Annotated in this window: 12 protein-coding genes, 1 tRNA gene, 2 rRNA genes and 1 pseudogene; 5 read left to right on the top strand and 11 right to left on the bottom strand. The window is 61.2% G+C overall.

From position 1 onward, the window contains the following. Positions 1-39: 39 nt before the first annotated feature. The 4 genes from HFX_RS14370 to HFX_RS14385 all read right to left on the bottom strand — a co-directional run bounded on the left by HFX_RS14370 (position 40) and on the right by HFX_RS14385 (position 5852). Positions 40-2953: ribosomal RNA gene (locus HFX_RS14370) — 23S ribosomal RNA — on the bottom strand. Positions 2954-3169: 216 nt separating this feature from the next. Then, positions 3170-3241: transfer RNA gene (locus HFX_RS14375), tRNA-Ala, on the bottom strand. Positions 3242-3338: 97 nt separating this feature from the next. Beyond that, positions 3339-4811, bottom strand: a 16S ribosomal RNA gene (locus HFX_RS14380). Together the 16S and 23S rRNA genes with 1 tRNA gene alongside form the textbook arrangement of a ribosomal RNA operon. 726 nt (positions 4812-5537) lie before the next feature. Then, positions 5538-5852, bottom strand: a complete 315-nt coding sequence (locus tag HFX_RS14385) for a non-histone chromosomal MC1 family protein (protein WP_004059058.1) — start codon at positions 5850-5852, stop codon at positions 5538-5540. A 235-nt stretch (positions 5853-6087) separates the two neighbouring features. On the opposite strand from HFX_RS14385, the gene HFX_RS14390 reads away from it, so the two are divergent. The 3 genes and pseudogenes from HFX_RS14390 to HFX_RS14400 form a co-directional block, all read left to right on the top strand. Beyond that, the gene (locus HFX_RS14390) at positions 6088-6285 is read left to right on the top strand and encodes a hypothetical protein (RefSeq protein ID WP_004059056.1); all 198 of its coding nucleotides are present in this window, start codon (positions 6088-6090) and stop codon (positions 6283-6285) included. Positions 6286-6347: 62 nt separating this feature from the next. Continuing rightward, positions 6348-7403: a quinone-dependent dihydroorotate dehydrogenase gene (locus tag HFX_RS14395; protein WP_004059052.1), complete on the top strand. Its 1056-nt coding sequence runs from the start codon at positions 6348-6350 to the stop codon at positions 7401-7403. Between the two features lie 170 nt (positions 7404-7573). Continuing rightward, positions 7574-7783: pseudogene (locus HFX_RS14400) on the top strand (hypothetical protein); the annotation flags it as partial. 47 nt (positions 7784-7830) lie between these two features. Here HFX_RS14400 and HFX_RS14405 read toward each other — a convergent pair. The 4 genes from HFX_RS14405 to pheS all read right to left on the bottom strand — a co-directional run bounded on the left by HFX_RS14405 (position 7831) and on the right by pheS (position 15276). After that, positions 7831-10443 (bottom strand): valine--tRNA ligase, encoded by a 2613-nt coding sequence (locus HFX_RS14405; RefSeq protein ID WP_004059047.1) that lies wholly within the window; start codon positions 10441-10443, stop codon positions 7831-7833. Between the two features lie 149 nt (positions 10444-10592). Beyond that, a complete protein-coding gene (locus tag HFX_RS14410; RefSeq protein WP_004059045.1) occupies positions 10593-11798 on the bottom strand; it encodes a trans-sulfuration enzyme family protein in 1206 nt (401 codons plus the stop codon). A 266-nt stretch (positions 11799-12064) separates the two neighbouring features. After that, positions 12065-13777: a phenylalanine--tRNA ligase subunit beta gene (pheT, locus tag HFX_RS14415; protein ID WP_004059043.1), complete on the bottom strand. Its 1713-nt coding sequence runs from the start codon at positions 13775-13777 to the stop codon at positions 12065-12067. Then, on the bottom strand, positions 13777-15276 hold the full coding sequence (gene pheS / locus HFX_RS14420) for a phenylalanine--tRNA ligase subunit alpha (RefSeq protein WP_004059041.1): 1500 nt from the start codon (positions 15274-15276) through the stop codon (positions 13777-13779). The genes pheT and pheS overlap by 1 nt, the downstream gene beginning before the upstream one ends. A gap of 461 nt (positions 15277-15737) precedes the next feature. On the opposite strand from pheS, the gene HFX_RS14425 reads away from it, so the two are divergent. Next, on the top strand, positions 15738-16004 hold the full coding sequence (locus HFX_RS14425) for a hypothetical protein (protein WP_004059039.1): 267 nt from the start codon (positions 15738-15740) through the stop codon (positions 16002-16004). A 13-nt stretch (positions 16005-16017) separates the two neighbouring features. On the opposite strand, the gene HFX_RS14430 is transcribed toward HFX_RS14425, so the two are convergent. Continuing rightward, complete coding sequence (locus tag HFX_RS14430; RefSeq protein ID WP_004059037.1) at positions 16018-17199, bottom strand: NAD(P)/FAD-dependent oxidoreductase; 1182 nt, start codon at positions 17197-17199, stop codon at positions 16018-16020. Positions 17200-17292: 93 nt separating this feature from the next. Here HFX_RS14430 and HFX_RS14435 point away from each other — a divergent pair, with 93 nt between their 5' ends. After that, positions 17293-18300, top strand: coding sequence for an ornithine cyclodeaminase family protein (locus tag HFX_RS14435; RefSeq protein ID WP_004059035.1), 1008 nt, complete (start codon positions 17293-17295; stop codon positions 18298-18300). A gap of 32 nt (positions 18301-18332) precedes the next feature. On the opposite strand, the gene HFX_RS14440 is transcribed toward HFX_RS14435, so the two are convergent. Beyond that, complete coding sequence (locus tag HFX_RS14440) at positions 18333-19922, bottom strand: tryptophan--tRNA ligase (protein ID WP_004059033.1); 1590 nt, start codon at positions 19920-19922, stop codon at positions 18333-18335. Next, positions 19919-20938, bottom strand: a complete 1020-nt coding sequence (gene endA, locus HFX_RS14445; protein ID WP_004059031.1) for a tRNA-intron lyase — start codon at positions 20936-20938, stop codon at positions 19919-19921. The genes HFX_RS14440 and endA overlap by 4 nt, the downstream gene beginning before the upstream one ends. Between the last annotated feature and the right edge of the window lie 87 nt (positions 20939-21025).

A 21025-nucleotide genomic window follows, 5' to 3' on the forward strand; every position in this document is an offset into this window, starting at 1 on the left:
AGTTTGCGCCTGGACCCGTTCTCACGGGTTCAGTGCGTATGAATGTGGCTTGGTCTGTTAGTGCTCGCGGGCTTAATGTCTCGTTGCCTCGACACGTACACCCCGAGTCTATCGAACTCGTCTTCTACGAGTGACCTCAGTGGAACTTCTTTTCCGTGTAGGTTTCGAGCTTAGATGCTTTCAGCTCTTACCCTGCGGTGCGTAGCTGCCCGGCAACTGCCCTCTCGGACAACCGGTACACCAGTGGCACCCATTCGTAGTTCCTCTCGTACTATACGAACGTTCACGTCAAGTTCCTTAGCACCCCCAATAGATAGCAGCCGACCTGTCTCACGACGGTCTAAACCCAGCTCACGACCTCCTTTAATAGGCGAACAACCTCACCCTTGCCTGCTTCTGCACAGGCAGGATGGAGGGAACCGACATCGAGGTAGCAAGCCACCCGGTCGATATGTGCTCTTGCGGGTGACGACTCTGTTATCCCTAAGGTAGCTTTTCTGTCATCTACGGGTCCCATGAATGAACCTCGTAGGTTCGCTAGACCACGCTTTCGCGTCAGCGACACTCGTTGGGAATGTCACTGTCAGACTTCCGTTTGCTCTTGCGCTCTTCCACGAGTTCCCGACTCGCGTGAGGAAATCTTTGGGCGCGCTCGATATCTTTTCGAGCGCGTACCGCCCCAGTCAAACTGCCCGGCTACCGGTGTCCTCCGCCAGGAGTGAGAGTCGCAGTCACTAACGGGTAGTATTTCAATGCTGCCTCGGTGGCCCGCTGGCGCGGGTACCTGTGTAACGGCTCCTACCTATGCTGCACATTAGCGACCACGTCTCAGCGACAGCCTGCAGTAAAGCTCTATAGGGTCTTCGCTTCCCCTTGGGGGTCTCCAGACTCCGCACTGGAACGTACTGTTCACCGGGCCCAACGTTGGGACAGTGACGCTCTCGTTGATCCATTCATGCAAGCCGCTACTGAAGCGGCAAGGTACTACGCTACCTTAAGAGGGTCATAGTTACCCCCGCCGTTGACGGGTCCTTCGTCCCATTGTAATGGGTGTTCAGATACCCGCACTGGGCAGGATTCAGTGACCGTACGAGTCCTTGCGGATTTGCGGTCACCTATGTTGTTACTAGACAGTCGGAGCGTCCGAGTCACTGCGACCTGCTCTATCAAGAGCAGGTATCCCTTATCGCGAACTTACGGGACTAACTTGCCGAATTCCCTAACGTCGGTTGATCCCGACAGACCTTGGCTTACTCTGCCAGCGCACCTGTGTCGGATCTCGGTACGAGCTTCTTGCTTGTCTTTTCACGGGCTCTAGGTACCGCCGAGTTTCCCTATCTCACCATTCTTTCGCTTCGTGCCATTACGGCTTCCACGAAGTTCGGTGATTCGACGGGGCGAAGGCCCCGCTCGGTGTTTCCTAAAGCGTCGACTTTTATTGCAAGAAGGTACTGGAATATTAACCAGTTTCCCTTTCATCTATTTCGAATTACGGATAGACTTAGGATCGACTAACCCTCGGCTGATTGACAGTGCCGAGGAACCCTTGCGCGTAAGGTCGTCGGGGTTCACACCCGACTCTCGCTGCTACTGAGACCATGATTTTCGTTGCTGCACGGTCCATACGAGTTCTCACCCGTACTTCCGTCCATGCAGTATGCCAACCTACGGAATCGTGCTAAATAGCACGCCGCCAGGTCTCGGAGGTGGATTTGAGTCCCGATCATTTTCGACGCCTCGAACCTCGGCCGGTAAGCTGTTACGCTATTCTTAGAGGGTAGCTGCTTCTAAGCTCACCTCCCGGCTGTTTAGGGCTCGAGACAATCTTCGATCACACTTAATCCACACTTTGGGTCCTTAACCTGGCTCTGGGTTGTCTCCCTCACGGTGCACAAGCTTACCCCGCACACCGGACTCCCTGAGTCTACGATGTCCGTAAGTTTGGAGTTTGACAGGGAAGCGAACTCCTCTCGGAGGCCGGATTCCCAATCGGTCGCTCTACCTCACGGACTATCTCATCAGAGGTCATGCTTCGACATGTTTCGGTTGGAACCAGCTGTTGCCAAGTTCGATGGGCCTTTCACCCCTACACCAGAGTCACGAGAGGGTATTGTAGGACACCAACTCTAACGGGCCTCCACGCAGCTTTCGCCACGCTTCGCCCTGCTCCGGCGTAGATCACTTGGTTTCGGGTCGCATCCGGTTGGCTCCCCGCCCTTGAAGACGGTGGCCCTGGTCAAAGACTGCGGCCGTATCGGTTTCCCTATGCCTCCGGGGGTTCTCCCCTTAGACTCGCCAGTCAGATGCACTCCATGGTTCGTTTTTCAAAACGTACGATATAACATCGGCTTCGTCTGAGTCTTACTGTAGAATCGCTTCTAGGTCATTCGTCAGACGACCTTGTATGCTATATCGCTCTATCGCCAACTGATTTCAAGCCCTATTGCACCGCCCTTTTCGGGGTGCTTTTCAGCGTTCGCTCACGCTACTTGTTCGCTATCGGTCTCGAGGAGTGTTTAGTCTTCGCAGTTGATGCCTGCGTAATTCACGAGGGATATCCAACCCCCGCTATTCTGGAACAACCCCGGGATCTTTCCTTCACACTACGGGGTTTTCACCCTGTATCACGCTCCGTTCCAGGAGACTTCGTGTGAATTCCAGGTCCGTTATGGGTAGTCCGTACACCACATTGCCCGAAGGCTTCGGTTTGGACTGTATCGCGTTCACTCGCCGTTACTAACGACATCGCGGATTGCTTTCTTTTCCTGTTCCTACTAAGATGTTTCAATTCGGAACGTTCCCCATTGCGCTAGGCAATTGCTGTGGGGATTCCCATTCGGAGATCCTCAGTTCTTTCCCTCCATGCGGGTCCCTGAGGCTTATCGCAGCTTGGCACGTCCGTCATCGGCTCTCGAGCCGAGCTATCCACCAGCTGGCACAGTAGCCAGTTGATATAGTCACTGTGACCCGGAGAACGGGTCCAGTGGACGCCTGGATTGCACGTACACACGGTTTCATCAAACACCCTCGGAGATAGCCGAGGCGTGTTTTCGACCCTTCCCAACCACGCTTGCGCGGGATGGTGCATCTGTCGTCAGTATCCATTCTTCCGAACTGTCTTGCCCCACTTAAGGGGCACGATTGTTCGGGAGTGGAGTACTGCTTACTATGGACCCACAGGGATTCGAACCCTGGGCATCCTCCTTGCAAAGGAGGCACTCTACCACTGAGCTATGGGCCCGTGTTAGCCCTAGTAGTTCTAAGGTGTCCGAACGGGTGTCATTGTGTGAACTCGGAAATCAGCGTTGAGCCACCCCGTCGGGGTGGTCTCGGTCGTTAGGAGGTGATCCAGCCGCAGATTCCCCTACGGCTACCTTGTTACGACTTAAGCCCCCTTGCGAAGCCCAGATTCGACCACCGTGTGGTGGCCTCATCCGGACCTCACTCGGGTGCTTTGACGGGCGGTGTGTGCAAGGAGCAGGGACGTATTCACCGCACTCTTGTGAAATGCGATTACTACCGAATCCAGCTTCATGAGGACGAGTTTCAGTCCTCAATCCGAACTACGATCAAGTTTAGGAGATTAGCGTTCTCTTTCGAGATAGCAACCCATTGTCTTGACCATTGTAGCCCGCGTGTAGCCCAGCTCATTCGGGGCATACTGACCTACCGTTGCCCGTTCCTTCCTCCGCTTTAGCAGCGGCAGTCCTTCTAATGTACCCAACCAGTCGAAACTGTTGCTGGCAATTAGAAGTGCGGGTCTCGCTCGTTGCCTGACTTAACAGGACGCCTCACGGTACGAGCTGACGGCGGCCATGCACCTCCTCTCTACAGCGTCGTGGTAAGGTCATCAACCTGACCGTCATTACTGTAGTCGGAGCTGGTGAGATGTCCGGCGTTGAGTCCAATTAAACCGCAGGCTCCTCCGGTTGTAGTGCTCCCCCGCCAATTCCTTTAAGTTTCATCCTTGCGGACGTACTTCCCAGGCGGCTCGCTTCACGGCTTCCCTACGGCACAGCACAGGCTCGTAGCCTGTGCCACACCTAGCGAGCATCGTTTACAGCTAGGACTACCCGGGTATCTAATCCGGTTCGAGACCCTAGCTTTCGTCCCTCACCGTCGGATCCGTCTTCTCGAGGTGCTTTCGCCATCGGTGGTCCGTCCAGGATTACAGGATTTCACTCCTACCCCAGACGTACCCCTCGAGCCTTCCGGTCCCAAGCCACGTGGTTTTCACCGGACGCCCGCCAGTTGAGCTGGCGGATTTCCCGATGAACCTTCGTGGCCGGCTACGGACGCTTTAGGCCCAATAATATCGGTCATCACTTGAGCTGCCGGTATTACCGCGGCGGCTGGCACCGGTCTTGCCCAGCTCTTATTCCTCGACCGCCTTACAGTCGTGAAAAGCGAGGACTATATGCCCTCGCACTTGGGGTCCCCTTATCGCACTTGCGTGCAGTGTAAAGGTTTCGCGCCTGCTGCGCCCCGTAGGGCCCGGAATCTTGTCTCAGATTCCGTCTCCGGGTTCTTGCTCTCACAACCCGTACCGATTATTGGCACGGTGGGCCGTTACCCCACCGTCTACCTAATCGGCCGCAGCCACATCCTACAGCGCCGGAGCGTTTCGGGGAGTCGGCATTCAAGCATGACTCCCGTATGAACTATTAGCCTCAGTTTCCCGAGGTTATCGTTCTCTGTAGGGTAGTTTGGCCACGTGTTACTGAGCTTTTCGCCACGAGTGTGAACTCGTGCAACTAGCATGGCTAAATCGGACCCCAATAGCAATGACCTCCGGCAGGATCAACCGGAATGGGTCGCGACCATTTAAACCTGGTCGCGGGGTGTTGGCGGGTGAATGGCAGCGTATTGCTGTCAAATCACCGTTCAAAGGTCCGAGTTCGAATGACATCCGTTCGGATGTCACCGAACTACTAGGGCTAACATCAGATACCGTCTTGCGGCGTACCGCAGGGGCGGAATCCTCATGTCCTTCGGATTTGAACCGAGGCGATTGATGGGTTTAAACCCATCGAACCGAGTTCGGTCGCATCCGGTGAGGCGGGACGCGTTGAATCGCCCCGCAATCGCGGTGTGTCGTTCGCATTATTCCGAAATGCCTTGGACCACTTAAGGCCGTCGTATCGTTGGCAGCCCCGGGAAGGTGTATCATCCCGGTGGGCGCCAGACGACCGTTGGGTCGAAAGGGCGTTCGGACGAAGCCTTCGGGGGGAGTGCCCCCGTGCGCTTCTTCACATTACTTCCAATGCCACGGTTACATTTAAGGCCGTCGAACCGAGGGCGCTTCGTCATGCAGTTTCATGACGGGGTTGCGGAAAAAACGACGATATCTCTCAGCGGTCAATATCGCGCGACTGGAGGCCGGCCGTTCATCCCCCGCTTTGTACGTACGGTCTGACCGGGTGTTGGTCGCGCAGACGGAATTGACAGTGCCGTCGTGAAAGGCGTATCGACTGGCGAGTATATTTTGCCTCACGTGCGTACGCACGATAAGAAGTTGAACGTGAACGTCCGTTGGGCTACTCGTCGAGGTGTTCGATTCCTTTCTTGGAGACGTTCCCCTTGGTAATCTTCCCCTCCATCCAACCGGGTTTGTCTTCGGGTGCGTCGCTGTTCCACGCCCACGCGTCGAAGATGTGGACCTTGTCGGTTCCCTTCTCTCGGAGTCGAATCTCAGTCGCATTCGACTCAGCCTCGTCTTCGGAGCCATGAGGGTCGAGCCGACGTGCTGCTTTGAGCGCAGCCTGTCGTGGCATGCTTCCCGAGAAGACACTCGTCTCTGTACCGTCCTCCTTTCGGAGCACAAAGTTCCGCTTACCGTCCTCGCGTACCATGATTTTCCACCTCTATGCCAATGAACCACATAGCACGCCATAAATATATCGCCGTTTTCGACCGACGACGGTACTATACTTATATACTCGTGCGTACGAGACCGTCAAAAAAAGGTCAAGAAAGGTATAGGTGTCCGCGTGAGAGAGTAATAATAAGGCGAAAATAACCGCTCAGCGGGCAGACGGAGACAACACTTATGTATTCCCTGCGGCGAACCAACGGATAGACCCCCAGATGGTCCGGAAAAAGAAGCTCAGTCCGAGTGGCGCCAAAGACGAAAACGGCGAGTACCACAACGTCCACGTCAACCTCCACGAAGATGAACTCGCAGTCGCCGGGATGGAGATTGGCGACGAGGTATTCGTTCGTGTTCGAGACGGCAAAATCATCATCCAGAAGGCAGACCCAGAACAGGTCGAACACGACTTCTGACACGGGTGTACCGTGACGTCTCGAAACAATTCCACCGACAGCGGATGGCACACGATACTACAATGAACCCCTACGCTCTCGCCAAACCCCTTCTCTTCTCGCTCCCGCCGGAAACCGCACATGGGACTATCCATGGGCTTCTCACCACAGTCCGCGGTACCCCCATTGAATCACTTCTCGAGCGACGGTACCGCGTCGACGACCCACGACTCACGACGAGCGCGTTCGGACTTGAGTTCCCGAATCCGGTCGGTGTCGCTGCCGGATTCGACAAGAACGCCGAAGTGCCGACCGTCCTCGCGGCGCTCGGATTCGGCCACGTCGAAGTTGGCGGCGTGACGGCAAAGCCCCAGACGGGCAATCCGCGCCCGCGGATGTTCCGCCTGCCCGAAGACAACGGCCTCATCAATCGGATGGGTCTCAACAACGAGGGCGCGGACGCGGTCGGCGCGCGCCTGTCCGCGGGCCCGCACCCGGACATCCCTGTCGGCGTCAATCTCGCGCTTTCCGAAGTGACGCCAACCGAAGAAGCTCCAGAGGACTACCGCTACACCTACGAGCGTGTCGCCGACGGGGCCGATTACTTCGTCGTCAACGTCTCCTGTCCCAACAGCGAGGGCTTCCGCGACCTCCAGAACCGCGACTCACTGGAGGCGATTCTGGGGACGCTCGTCGACGCCGGTGCCGACCCGCTCCTCGTGAAACTCTCGCCCGACCTGCCGGACCCTGCGGTCGAAGACGCACTCGACGTCGTCGACGAACTCGACTTAGACGGTATCATCGCGAGCAACACGACCACGTCGCGTCCCGACTCGCTTCAGAATCCGAATCAAGCCGAACGCGGTGGACTCTCCGGAAAGCCCATCGAGTCAGAGGCGACAGAGATGGTCCGGTTCATCGCGGAACGAACCGACGTGCCAATCGTCGGCGTCGGCGGTGTCTCCGACACCGAAAGCGCCTACCGGAAGATTCGGGCCGGGGCCTCGATGGTCCAACTCTACACAGGCATGGTCTACGAGGGGCCGAGCATCGCCCGCGACATCAACCGCGGTCTGGTCGAACGACTCGAACAAGACGGATTCGACTCGGTTGAAGACGCTGTCGGCGCGGACCTGTAAGTCGGCCGCAACGGGTTCGCAGCCGCGAAAGCGAACCGAAGTCTGTTTTTCCTCCCATTCAGTTGACCGATTGTGCGACGTCCCTCCCCCTACGACTCCGGAGCGTTCGCGGTCCTCGTGTCTAACGCGGTCGCTCCGGTCGGTGTCCTGTTGCTCGGTTGGCCTCGTCGGTTTTCGGCACCGAAACGCTACAGTTCGACACGGACGTGGAGTCGACACCCGACGTACAACTCACGATGCCGGACCCCGAGGAAGTCGACGGCGACGATGCGAACGAGAACCACCCGCTGGAGATTCCCCACGTCGAGGACGCAGCGGTGGTGCTCGAAGCGTTCGGGGTCAATCAACAGTCGACGCAAGGTGCAGACGGAAACGACTGACGGCGCAATAGTGGAGCCGCAGACGGTTAAAAACGGAAGATGAGCGCTTAGTCGTCGTTCTTCACGATGACGAGCGCGCCCTCGGTCTCGACGAACTCGCCCTCACCGGAGTAGGTGCGCTCTTCGTTGACCTCGAACGCGTCGGGGCCGAGTTCGACGCCCGCGACGTGGAGTTCGTCGTCGACGAGTTCGTAGTCGTCCTGTGCGAGCGCGGCCTCGATATCCGGGACCTTACTGCCGAATTCGGGACCGACGATGGAGTAGTCGAGGTCGATACCGGAGATAACGGACTCGATAGGCGGTTCCTCGTCGGTCGAGGTGAGCGACTCAACGTGCATCACGCCGCTGATATCCGCTTCGAGACCGGAGACGTGCCCGTAGACTTCGACCTCGTCGAGCGGGGCGTTCATCGAGAGCTGCGCGTCGCTTTTGTACTTCCGGAGTGCGCCGACGACGGCCATCGCCGTCTCGCCCGCCTCGAAGTCGGCGTCGAGACCGAGCGGTTCGGGCCACGACTGGTCGTGGACGCTCGCTCCGTCGTACATGTCGCGCCAGAGTTCCTCGGTGACGTGGGCGAGGATGGGCGCGAAGCAGACGAGGAACCGTTGGTGGGCGGTCCGGAGCGTGTAGGCCGCAGATGGGTCGTCGCTCTCGCGGACTCGCTGTTTGGCGATTTCGAGGTAGTCGTCGCAGAACGTGTGCCAGAAGAAACTGCGCAGGCGGTCGCGCGCCTTCGAGAACTCGCGGTTCTCCAGTTTCTCGGTGACGAATTCGAGTTCGCGGTCGAGCGAGGCCAGAAGCCAGCGGTCAATCTCCTGTAGGTCGTCGTGGTCGAACTCCGCTGGTGCGTCCTCGGTGAGACTCTCGACGAGCTTTGACGCGTTCCAGAGCTTCCGCATCAGTTTCTCGCCCGCGACGAGACCTTTCTCCTGGTACGGCAGGTCGTCGCCGACGGCGCTCCCGGCGGCCCAGTAGCGGGCGGCGTCGACCGGGAACTTCTCCAGAACCTCGTCGGGCGAGACGACGTTGCCGACGGACTTGGACATCTTCTCGCGGTTTTCGTCGAGAACCATCCCGTTTATCATGACGCTGTCGAACGGAACCTCGCCAGTGTGCTCGTAGCACTTGACGACCGTGTGGAACAGCCAGAATGAGATGATGTCGTGGCCCTGCGGGCGCATGTCGAACGGGTAGAGTTCGGGCCGTTCGAGTTCCATCTCCTCGGTCTCGGGGTTCCAGTCCCAGCCACCGTTGATGAGGGGCGTAAGCGACGAGGTCGCCCACGTGTCGAACACGTCGTCTTCGGCGACGAACTCGTCGTTGCCACAGTCGGGACAGCTATCGACCGGCGGGTCGTCAGAAAGCGGGTCGACCGGCAGGTCCTCGCGGTCGGCGACGACGGCGTGCTCGCAGTCCTCGCAGTACCAGACTGGGAACGGAATCCCCGAGGAGCGCTGCCGCGAGATAGCCCAGTCCCACTGGAGTCCCTCGATCCAGTTTTTGTACCGCGTGAACATCTTTTCTGGGAACCAGTCCATCTGTTCGCCCGCTTCGAGGTACTCCTCGCGCTTGTCGAGCAGTTTGATGTACCACTGGTCCTTGACGAGGAACTCGACGCTTGTGTCACAGCGCTCGTGGACTTTGACCGCGTGCGTGATGGCACGTTTGTCGAGAAGTGCACCGGAATCTTCGAGGTCAGGGACGATTTTCTCGCGCGCTTCGTGCGCGGACAGGCCCGCATACTCGCCCGCTTCCTCGGTCATCGTGCCGGACTCGTCGATGGCGATACGAAGCGGCAGGTCGTGTGCCTGATACCACTCGATGTCCGTCTGGTCGCCGAAGGTACAGCACATGACGAGACCCGTTCCCGTCTCTAAGTCGACGCGCTCGTCTTCGAGGATTGGAACCTGCTGGCCGAACAGCGGGACCGTCGCCTCTTGGCCGACGAGATGCTCGTTCTCGTCGTCGTCGGGGTGAACGAAGACGGCGACACACGCGGGGAGGAGTTCGGGACGCGTTGTGGAGATGACGAACGATTCGTCCGAATCGGCGACGCCGAACTCGATATCGTGGAAGTGCGAGTGCTGCTCGTCGTCTTCGGTCTCGACCTGTGAGATAGCCGTCTCACACTCGGGACACCAGATAGCGGGGGCTCGCTGGCGGTATTGGCGGTCCTTCTCGTACAGGTCGATAAACGAGAGTTGTGAGACGCGCTGGACCTCCGGCGAGATGGTCTGGTAGGTCTGGTCCCAGTCGATGGAGATACCGAGGTTCTGCATCTTCTCGGTGAACTCCGACTCGTACTTCGAGGTGACTTCACGGCAGAGCTTCTGGAACTCGCGTCGCTCGTAGTCCTGGTGTTTGATATCGAGTTCGTCCTCGGTCAGGAGCTCCGACGCGATGCCGTTGTCGTCGTATCCGAACGGGAAGTACACCTCCTTGCCGCGCATCCGGTTGAACCGGGCGACGAAATCCTGGAGGGTGAAGCCGTAGACGTGGCCCCAGTGGAGACTCCCGGACACCGTCGGCGGCGGCGAGTCGATAGAGAATACAGTGTCGGGGTCTACCGCACGCTCTGGGTACGCGTACAGGTCTTCGTCGACCCACCTCTCTTGCCACTTCGCCTCGACGGTTTCCGGGTCGTATTCTCCGCTCGGCATTGCGTTGGCGTACCTACTGCCGGGCGGACTGTTAAACGCCTCGGTTAGATGCCCGATGCAACGGAATTCGAGCGGGCGAAGAGCGGAAACAGTGGCGTCTCCGTAAACGACCACGGGTCGGGTGACCCGTGGAACTCTCGCTTTTCTCTTTAGACCGTCGACAGCGCTTCGTCGAGGTCCGAAATCAGGTCATCGACGTGTTCGACGCCCACGGACAGTCGGAGGAAGGAATCCGAGATGCCGAGTCTGTCGCGTTCGGTCTGTGAGAGCGGCGAGTGCGTCATCGTCGCCGGGTGCTCGATGAGGCTCTCAACGCCGCCGAGGCTGACCGCGAGCGGGAACTCGTCGAGGTTCCCGAGGAACTCGGCCGTCCCGTCGAGGTCGGTGTCGAGTTCGAACGAGAGGACGCCGCCGAACCCGGACTGCTGGCGGGCGGCGAGGTCGTGTTGTGGGTGCGATTCGAGACCCGGGTAGAGAACGCGCGTGACAGCGTCGTGGGATTCGAGGTACTGCGCGATTTCCATCGCGTTCTCCTCGTGCTGGCGCATCCGCAGGGGAAGCGTCTTGATACCGCGAAGTGTCAGATAGGAGTCGAACGGCGAGAGCATCGACCCCATGCCGACACGCTGGAGGAACGCGAGTTCGTCCATGATGTCGTCGCGGTCGGTGACGACCGCACCACCGATAGAGTCGGAGTGACCGTTGAGGTACTTCGTGGTGCTGTGGACGACCACGTCGGCACCGAGCGACAGCGGATTCTGGAAGTACGGGCTGAGGAAGGTGTTATCCACGCCGAAGACGGCGTCCCACTCGTCGGCGATGGCCGCAATGGCCTCGACATCACAGAGGTGCATGAGCGGGTTCGACGGCGTCTCCATCCAGACGAGACGCGTGTTGTCGCGCATTGCGGCCTCGACGTTTTCGGTGTCCGTCGCGTCCACGAACGTCACGTCCACGTCGAGTCGCTCGGCGAACAGGCGGTTCAGCATCGTCTTCGTACCACCGTAGAGGTCTTCGAACGCAACGATGTGGTCGCCGGGGTGGACCACCGCCGTCATGGTCGCGGCAATGGCCGCCGTCCCGGAGACGAACGCGAGCGCGTGTTCGCCACCTTCGAGTGCCGCAAGCCGGTGTTCCAGCGCATTCCGCGTCGGGTTCGACAACCGCGAGTAGAGGTACTCGCCCGCGTCGGGGTCGAGCGTCTCCAGGTCCGCGTCTGGGTCCACGTCGGGAATCGAATACGTCGACGAGAGGTGGACCGGAACAGTAACATCCTCGACCCCCGGCGCGGGCAGCTGGCCGCGTTCACCATGGGTCACCGCGAGCGTTTCGCGGTGTAGTTCATAATCGTTCATACGAAAAGCGTGACGAGTTACATCCTAAAGGTTTCTATCGCATTCTGACCAAATGCACGAAAGGAATGGCGGAGAATTGTAAATTACTGCAAGTTATCCTATAGCGGTTGGACAGACCACCATGCGGCCCACACCAGTCAGAGAGCAAACAACTACGCTCACGAGCGGTAGTAAGCGAAGGATTAGGCTATTCACGCGCACACCTGTGTCCGCGACTCGCTCCGCTCGCCGCGCAAAGACCTAGACAAAAACGCCACCCGAAGCGCTTACTGCAGCGCCGACAGGTCGAATTCGAACGCCGCGACCGGCAGTTCGAGGTCATGTTCGACGATGACCTCCGGGTGGAGTTCGCCGACGATACCGACTTCTTCGCCGTCGATGACGACCGCGGCGGTCCGACCGGAGATGAACGACGGGTGTTCGGTCGGCGGCGTCTCCAGTTCAACGTCGAAGTCACCACACAGGGCCGCGAGTCGCCCCTTTGCATCCTCGTAGGTCGCGTCGTGGCGGGCGAGGACGGCGGCGACGTGTCGCGCCTCCGAAACACGGGTGTTTTCGTCGTCGTCGCGATGGGCTACGTGACCGATTTCCGCGAGGTCCTGCGGGTACGCGCGGTGGGTATTGTTCTCCAGCACCATCGAAAGCGACGGGAGGACCCACGAGCGGAGCATGGTGTAGTCCTCGCTGTACGGTTCGGTGATAGAGACGGGTTCACCGCCGCCCAATAGGTCGGTGCCGGGTTCGATACCCATGCGCTCGTAGTTCTCCCCTTCCGAAATCATGTGGAAGTTGAGCAGGTCCTCGAAGCCGAGACCGACGAGCGAGGTGCGGGCGGCATCTTCCAGTCGGGAGCGCTCGTGGCGCTGTCCGACCGTCCCCACGTCGGGGTACCGCGGTTCGAGTTCGTTGAATCCGTAGGCGCGACCCACGTCGTCGACGAGGTCGAGCGGGTGGAGTACGTCCACGCGGTACGGTGGAATAGAGACGTCGTACACCGTCTCTTCCCCGATTTCCGCGTCGGCATCGAGACCGGAGCGCTCGAACAGGTCGATAACCTCGTCCATTTCGAGATCGACGCCGAGGACCGTCTCGATGCGGTCGTGGCTGACGCGCTTCGTCTCGACTTCGAAGTCGGGCTTGGCGACGGTACCGCCCTCGTACTGGACTTCGATGTCCTCGATGGTCGCTCCGCGGGCGGCCAGCGCGTAGCAGATGATGTTGCACATCCGGTCGATGGTCCACTGGTCGGTCCCGGTGAGTTCGACGAAGAGGTCGCGCGACTCAGTCGAGACCTCGGTCCGGCGACCGTTGATGACCGGCGGGAACGAGAATAGACCAATCTCGTCGTAGATGGCCGGGTAGCGGTCGTACTCGCCGACGAGGTCGGCGTACTTCCGCCCCGTCTCGTGCTGTTCGAGCACTTCGGCCGGTGTGAGTTCGTCGTCGGAGTCGAGTGCGACGAAGGTGTCGCCGTCGGGTTCGATTCCGGTGTACGTGATGGAGTTGCCGGAGGCGTTCTCCGAGAGCACGTCACCCTTCAACATCGTCAGGTCGTGGATACCGATAGCGCCCTTGGCGCGCTTTCGACCCATCGTCGCGTGCAGTTTCTCCTGCAGTTGGATGAGCGAGTCGAGCGCGGCATCGTCTAAGTCCACGCCGCGGACGACGGCACCCGTGACGTACGGGCGCTCTTCGGGAACCGCCTCGTCGACGACGATGGTCCAATCCGGGTCGTTCGTCTTCGGGACGGCGACCCCGCTGGCATCGCCGTACTGGTAGCGAAGCGAGCGGGCGACGCCTTCGACCGAGAGGCGGTCGAGGCGGTCGGGACCGAACTCCAGTTGGAACGCCCCGTCTTCGGTCACGCCCTCGAATTCGAGACCGAGCGCGAACAGGTCGTCTTTGAACTCCTCGTCGGACTTCTCTTCGTGGCCGGTCAGGCGGCGCAGTTCGTCGGGTTGAACGTCAACTACGGGCATTATCGGAGCACCTCCGTCTCGCGGAGCAGGTCGAGGTCACACAGCGTTCCGTGAACGTCGCGGATGTCGTCGAAACCGTACATGAGCATCAGGAGACGCTCCAGCGCGAGGCCCCACGCCATCACGTCGCACTCGACGCCGAGCGGCGAGAGGACTTCCTCGCGGAACATCCCGGAGTTCCCGATTTCGATGAGTTCGCCCGTCTCGGGGTGTCGGCCGAACAGTTCGAACGACGGCTCCGTGTAGGGGTTGTAGTGCGGCTTGAACTGGATGTCCGTGATGCCGAAGTGGGAGTAGAACTCCTCGAAGGTGCCCATCAGGTCGCGCACCGAGAGGTCCTCGGCCATCACCCAGCCCTCGATTTGGTAGAATTCGAGCAGGTGCGTCGGGTCCAGCGTGTCGTTACGGTAGACCTTTTCGACGGAGAAGTACCGCTGCGGCGGTTCTAACTCGCCGACTTCGTGTCCCGAGAGGTAACGCATCGACAGGGACGTGGTGTGGCCGCGAAGCGCGATGGCGCGGGCGAAGTCCTCGGACCACGGCGAGTGGTAGCCGTCGCCGTCGTCGCCGACACCCTCCAGATGGGCCGAGCGAACGCGGTCGATGAGGTCTTCGGGGATGTCCTCCATCGGCGGCACGTCGAGGGCGAAACGGTCCCAGTGGGTGCGCGCCGGGTGGTCCTGCGGCATGAACAGACAGTCGTTAATCCAGAAGTCCGCGTCGGCGTGCGGGCCTTCCATCTCGGCGAAGCCCATGCCGACGAGCACGTCCTTCACGCGGTCTGCCGTCTGCCGGAGGATGTGTTTCTTACCACCGCGCACCTCGGGCGCGTCGGCCTCGACGTTGTACTCGGTGAACTCGACGTCTTCCCACTCGCCGGAGGTGAGCATCTCGGGCGTGAGTCGGTCGACCGTCTCGGCCGCCTCGATACCCTCCATCAGAGCCGTGACGCCCTCGTCGGAGAGGGTGACGGCACGGATGGTTCGCTCGTTGCGAACGACGAGGTTCCGCGATTCGAGTTGGTCGAGCACGTCGGCGTCGACGTCGTCGCCCGCAGCGAGGGCCGCGAGTGCGGCGGCTTCCTCGTCCGCGTCGGGGTCGGCGTCCGCGTCGGGCGCGAGTTCACCCGAGTCAATGCGGCCGTAACCCTTTCGCGCGAAGTTCGACAGGGCGATATCGACTTGCGGGCCGCCGAGCGAGGAGGCACCGATGACCTGTCCCATCTGGACCGAATCACCGTCGCCGACGTCGAGTGCGGCGCGGTAGAGTCGAACCTCGGGAAGGCCGTCTTCGGCGTACTCGACGCCCTCGTCGGTTAGTTCAACGTCTTCTTCGACAGTCTCTGTGACCGAGACGAGACCGTCGTCGCGCAGGTCGAAGACCGCACCCGTCACCGTCTCGGGTTTCAGGTCCGTCGCCTCCGCTAGCTGTGCTATCGTCCGTTCGTCTGTGGCGCTCGCGGCGTTCAACACCGCGACCTGTGATTCCGGAAGTCGCATCTGGTTCGTTGTCGCGTTAGCCGTCTGGTGGTCGGTTAGCAGTTTCGAAGCCTCGCCGAACTGGCGAGTCTGACCGAATGGGTCGGTTTCGTCCGCTGGGCGCGGTCGCGCCGAAGCGGAGTCCGCCGACCTCAAGCGGCCAGAAAGAAAAATCCGAACCCGTCGGTAGCCGGTTTGCGAGTGGCGCAGACACCATGACTGACAGGTTCGAGAGTCATATTTTCGAGGTGGCCGCGTTCCCTCAAAACGGTTCCGGAATTGTGGGAAGAGATGTCACGTCCGGCCCGGTGCGTCACGTTCAGCCCCGGAGTTACGTCTGACACTGACGTGACAGAGACAGGCGCAGGACGGGTTTCAGCGCAATTTCGTCCACTGGTCGTCGGCCATTCCTGTCAATTCTATTTCCGGTCCGAAAGCAGATACGTTCTTGTTGATTGACGACCCACGGGCGACGAAGACGAATGCGAGGCTTGGACACGACACTCTCTACGATTCGCCTCGGCGAAGAGGCGTCACTCATCGTCAAACCGCCGAACCGCCCGGACGACAGAGACGACGTCGACGCTATCCTCGTCCAGTCACGACCCACATACGAGTTCGACGATGGCGAGTTGACCTACCGCGTCGTCGAGGACGAAGACAGGTATCGCGTGCTCGCGTCGCGCGACGTCGGTGACCCGGTTCGCGTCCTCGGCGAACTCCGCGCCGTCGTCAACCTGAGCGCGTAATCCTCCCGTTCAACTACGCCACGTTCCGTTCCTGCAGCGTCTCTCCCGACTCGAATCGGTCGAGCGACAGCGTGGACACGTCCACTTCACAGGCGTCCTCGCCGAGACACAGGTCGGCGACGGCCTCCCCAGTTGCCGGTGCGTGCTGGAAGCCGTGACCCGAAAAGCCCGCGGCGACGACGAACCCAGATTCTACCTCGTCCACAATCGCGTGATGGTCGGGCGTCACCGCGTAGAGACCGGCCCACCCGTTTCGAATTCGCGTTTCAGGACCGAAGTACGCCGCACAGTCGTCGGCTCGCTCTGTCGCCTCTAGCGCCCACTCGACGTCCATCGACTCGTCGAACCGGTCGGGGTCGACGTCCGGGTCCGAATCGGCGAAGTGCCCGCCGACGATGGCGGTCCCCGCCCGTTCCGGGCGGAAATACGACCCCGTATCGAGGTCGATAGTAAGCGGCGCATCCTCGGGAAGGTCGCCGTCCGGTTCGACGACCGCAATCTGCCGACGGCGCGGAGCGATTGGCAGGTCGATACCCGCGAGGGCGGCGACCTGACCGGACCACGCACCCGCCGCGACGACTACGGCATCCACGTCGATGGTCTCGTCTCCGTTCGTGCCCTCGTCGCCCGACTCGTCTTCGCCTTCCACCGCGACTCGCCAGCCGTCGTCCCGGCGAGACAGGCCGGTAACGGCCGTTTTCGTTCGGATATCGCCGCCAGCGTCCCGGACTGCACCCGCGAAACCCTGTACCGCCGAGTGCGGGTCGGCGATGCCATCGGCGGTCGAGTAAGTCGCCGCGACGAACTCTCCGGCTCGGAGTTCGGGCAGGTACTCGCGGGCCTCCTCGGGGTCCAAGAGGCGACTCGGCGCACCCGCCTCGGTCTGCATGGCGACGTTCTCACGGAAGGCCGCTGCCGTCTCCTCGGTTCGTGCAAGAAAAAGATAGCCCGGTCGTCGATAGTCGATGTCGACGCCGAACTCGTCGGCAAACGATTCCCAGACGGGGATGCTCGCGAGCGAGAGGTCGACGTTCACGCGCGTGGAGAACTGCGTTCGAATCCCGCCGGCGGCCCGCCCCGTGCTGCCGCCGCCGAGTGTCCCCGCCTCGCAGACAGTGACCTCGGCACCGCGGTCGGCGAGGGCGTGGGCGCAAGCGAGTCCGACGACACCGCCGCCGACGATGAGGACGTGCATAGTCGTCTCTGATTCCGCCCACCGATATGAGTGTATGTGTGACACGGCAGCAATGCGCGAAACGTTCACCAGACATCCCCGAGTAGATGACATATGGTTCAGATTCTCTCAGCGGACGACGTTCGCGGACTTCTCTCGCTTCCAGAGCTCTTCCCAGTCGTCGAGGAAGCGTTCGTGAAACAGGGCCACGACGAAGTCGAGCGACCGTCAAGACCCCACTTCCCGGTCGGCATCGGCATCGACGGCGGAACGGGTGATGTCGACGCCGTCGAACACGACCACCGCCCGCCGCTCGGGACCGCCTTGACCATGCCGGCGTACATCCACGGCCACGAGGTGTACGCGACGAAACTCGCCGCCGTCCACGCGGCGAATGCCGCCCGCGGTCTCCAGACGGTGAACGCGCAGGTCGTCCTCAACGACGCGCGGACCGGTCTCTCGCTCGCATTCCTCGACGGAACGACTATCACCAACGCTCGAACGGGATGTGTCGGCGGGTTGGCCGCGACGTATCTATCGACCGGCCCCGTCCATCTCGGCGTCCTCGGCGCAGGAACGCAAGCGCGGTGGCAGACCCGCGCCATCGCCGCCGCGACCGACGTCGAATCCGTCCGTATCTACTCGCCGACCGTCTCGCGCGAGCGGTGCGCGGCCGACCTTCGAGACGACGGCATCGACGCGGAGGCAGTCAGTTCACCCAAAATTGCCGTCTCGGAGTCGACCGTCGTCGTCACCGCAACCACCAGTACGGAACCAGCCTTTGCTGCCGAGTGGCTCAACCCCGGAACGCTCGTCATCGCCATCGGAGCCTACACCGGCGAAATGCAGGAACTCGGCCCCGCGACGTTCGACCGGGCGAGTCGAGTCTTCGCGGACGTACCCGAGGAAGTCGCCGACATCGGCGACGTGCGCGAATCCGGTCTCACGGAATCCGACTTGATTCCGCTCTCGGGCGTGTTCGAAGGCGGTGTTGGCCGCGACTCGGACGACGAGATTCTAATCGTCGAAAGCGTCGGCTCAGCGGTTCTGGACGCCGCGACGGCGGAATATCTGTACGAGAAATCGATAGAGAACGGCGTCGGAGAAGACGTAGAGTTGTAGTCGGTCGGCGGTGTGTCGGAGTGTGGCCTCGCTTAGTGCTCCGCCGCCACACCCCGCCGCTCAGATTCGAGGTCGATATCGAGCGAGTCGAGGACTTCCTTTGCCTCTTCGCGCTTTTCGTGGTGGTCTTCGAGGAACTCGCGCATCAGCGTCGCGGCCTGCTCCTTGCACCCGCCGCAGAGTCGCTCGCCGCCGACACACTCGTCGTACACCCTCTTGGCGAACTCGTCGTCGTCGCCGGTGAGGAGGTAGGCGTAGAGTTCGTACACCGGGCACTTGTCGGCCTCGCCGCCGAGTCGGCGCTGTTCTTCGGCGGTGTCGCGACCGCCGGTCGTCGCGGACCTGACCTTGTCGTAGCCGTCTTCCGGGTCGTCGAGCAGCGAGATGTGACTCGCCGGAATGGACGAGGACATCTTGCCACCCGTCAAGCCGGTCATGAAGCGGTGGTAGATGGACGACGGCGGAATGAAGCCGTAGCCGCCGTGGTGGGCTTCGACCTCGCGGGCGAGGTCTTCGGCCGCCTCGATGTCAAGGTCGAAGGCGTCGATGTGCTGGTCGTACCGGCGCTTTTCGCCCTCGATTTCCTCGATGAGTGCCTCGAACGCCTCGTCGGTCGCCTGTCGAGCGAAGAACCGAATTCGCGGACGGAGCGGTTCCATCCCGGCGTTTTCGAGCTTTTCGACCGCCGACTCGCGGACTGACTCGTCTGCGAGGATGCCGAGTTCGGCGAGGTCGGCGTCGGCCAACCACTCGGCGGCCTCGCCACACCGCGGCATGTCAACGTCTTCGGCGAACTCCTCGCGGGCGTCGTAGGCCGCGGCGACGACCGGGCGCTCGGCGTCGTCGAGTTCGAAGGACGCGAACGCATCGGTCACCTTGAAGAAGCGCATCCGGGTCGAGAGGTCGCGAGCGAACCGGACGTGAGGGTCCTGGTCGGGGCCGACCGGGATAACCGTCGGTTGCGGGTCGTCCAACTGCGGATAGAGAATGTCGGCCATCTGCGTGACGACCGACTGCATGTGCGAAACGTTGGTCTCGCCGTCGAAGCCGTAGATGGACTGGAACTCGGAGAAGTTTGCCTTCCCGCCGAGTTCGAACGCGAGTTTCTGGAGCGTGTCGTTGTCGGACTGCCGGTAGAGTTCGCCCTCTTCGGGGTCGAACCCGAGTGCGATAAGCGACAGCAGGTAATCGCGGCTGTGTTCGTTGATTTCGTCCCACGCGATGCCGCGGGCGGAGTGCGCCTCCATGTCGGCGATGAGACCGTACGCATCGCCACCCTGCTGTTGGTGCCAGATGATTTCGTCGAAGACGAGTTTGTGGCCGATGTGGGGGTCACCGGTCGGCATGAAGCCCGAGAGGACGGCGAAGTCGTCGCCGTCGCGCATGGCTTCGAGGACGCGTCGGTAGTCGCGGTGGCCGAAGATGACACCCCGTCGCATCAGGTAGTGAGGGTTCGGCACCTCGTCGAGTACCTCGTCGAACTCCTCGATGCCGAACTCCTCGAACAACTTCCGGTAGTCGGCGATGGTTGACGAGCCCCACGGGTCGAGAGCAACGTCGTCTGCTCCCTGCGCTGTGCCTCCGTCGGTGCGGATTCGCTCCGCGGGTTCGTCTCGTGTCATGGCGTGAGCCGACTGACCGAAAGCCAGTCTATCTCTCCCTTGGCGCTGGTTAGCGCAAAAACCATTCGCTTGCGGACACCGCCGGCGAGGCGAACGTCAAGTGAGAGGTCCCGTGGAACAAACGTGTGTTCGGGCGCGACCACGCGCACGAGGAATTCGGAGTGCGAGAGGTCCGAAACCGTCTCGAAGTCGGTGTAGACACGGAAATCGGAGCCGAACTTGAACCCGCTTTTGGGGACCGTCTGCAGCTCCCGGAGCATCGCGTAAACCGCGAGTCTGCGGTCGAATCGGTCGCCCTCCACGTCGTGGCCGCGGGAGACCACGTCGGTCTCGTCGATGGCGAGCGAATCCTGCCGGGCGAGATACGCGGCTTCGAGGAGCGATAGTTGAAGCGGGCCGCTGTCGGCGTTGCGGCCGTAGAGGCGCTGCCCGAAGAAGCCGTTCTGGTAGAGGCGGTCCACGCCATCCCACACGAGTGCGCGGTCCGACAGGAGTTCGGCGTCGAGACCGGTCGGAAGGTCTTCTGTGGCCGTCCCCTCCGGGGAGAAGCCCTCAGTGTCGAAGTACGTCAGGTCGCCGTCCTCGTCGACGATAGCGAGTACCACGTCGCCGAGCGACGAGACCGGGATGGACTCGCGTTCGCCGACGACGCGCACCCGGTGTTCGACATCGCCATCCCACGGTCCCTTTCCGCGAGGGTAGACGAGGAAATCCGCGCCCCCGGTGTCGTCGACACCCGGCCATCCCTCGCGGGTGGGAGAGAGGTAGAACCCGCGGTCGCGGAGGTCTTTGTAGACGACGAAATCGAGCGTGGTGCCGGTGCGCGCGAGGAGTTCGCGCAGACCCATCCCGTCCACGCCGTCGATATCGCCGCGCGAGAGCAGGTGGGCGGCCTCGACGGGTGCGACTTCGAGGTCGTTGCCGCCGGTCGGTCTCCCGTACCCGCGCGAATCGTGGAAGCGCTGTCGGGCATCGCCCGGGAGATGGACGATGCCGTCTTCGAGGCGTCCTTGCATACTCGAATCGGGGCGGGCCGACGACAAAGGAACTGCGATGCTGGCAGCGGGGTTTGCAGGCCGGCCCTGTCGCCACCGCCGGGGCCA

The sequence above is a fragment of the Haloferax mediterranei ATCC 33500 genome (assembly GCF_000306765.2).
GTDB classification, from domain to species: domain Archaea; phylum Halobacteriota; class Halobacteria; order Halobacteriales; family Haloferacaceae; genus Haloferax; species Haloferax mediterranei.

What these genes read in the sequence shown, in the direction of transcription:
- HFX_RS14385 (WP_004059058.1), bottom strand. Translation starts at nt 5,852, where the DNA reads ATGGTACGCGAGGACGGTAAGCGGAACTTTGTGCTCCGAAAGGAGGAC.
- HFX_RS14390 (WP_004059056.1), top strand. Translation starts at nt 6,088, where the DNA reads ATGGTCCGGAAAAAGAAGCTCAGTCCGAGTGGCGCCAAAGACGAAAAC.
- HFX_RS14395 (WP_004059052.1), top strand. Translation starts at nt 6,348, where the DNA reads ATGAACCCCTACGCTCTCGCCAAACCCCTTCTCTTCTCGCTCCCGCCG.
- HFX_RS14405 (WP_004059047.1), bottom strand. Translation starts at nt 10,443, where the DNA reads ATGCCGAGCGGAGAATACGACCCGGAAACCGTCGAGGCGAAGTGGCAA.
- HFX_RS14410 (WP_004059045.1), bottom strand. Translation starts at nt 11,798, where the DNA reads ATGAACGATTATGAACTACACCGCGAAACGCTCGCGGTGACCCATGGT.
- pheT (WP_004059043.1), bottom strand. Translation starts at nt 13,777, where the DNA reads ATGCCCGTAGTTGACGTTCAACCCGACGAACTGCGCCGCCTGACCGGC.
- pheS (WP_004059041.1), bottom strand. Translation starts at nt 15,276, where the DNA reads ATGCGACTTCCGGAATCACAGGTCGCGGTGTTGAACGCCGCGAGCGCC.
- HFX_RS14425 (WP_004059039.1), top strand. Translation starts at nt 15,738, where the DNA reads ATGCGAGGCTTGGACACGACACTCTCTACGATTCGCCTCGGCGAAGAG.
- HFX_RS14430 (WP_004059037.1), bottom strand. Translation starts at nt 17,199, where the DNA reads ATGCACGTCCTCATCGTCGGCGGCGGTGTCGTCGGACTCGCTTGCGCC.
- HFX_RS14435 (WP_004059035.1), top strand. Translation starts at nt 17,293, where the DNA reads ATGGTTCAGATTCTCTCAGCGGACGACGTTCGCGGACTTCTCTCGCTT.
- HFX_RS14440 (WP_004059033.1), bottom strand. Translation starts at nt 19,922, where the DNA reads ATGACACGAGACGAACCCGCGGAGCGAATCCGCACCGACGGAGGCACA.
- endA (WP_004059031.1), bottom strand. Translation starts at nt 20,938, where the DNA reads ATGCAAGGACGCCTCGAAGACGGCATCGTCCATCTCCCGGGCGATGCC.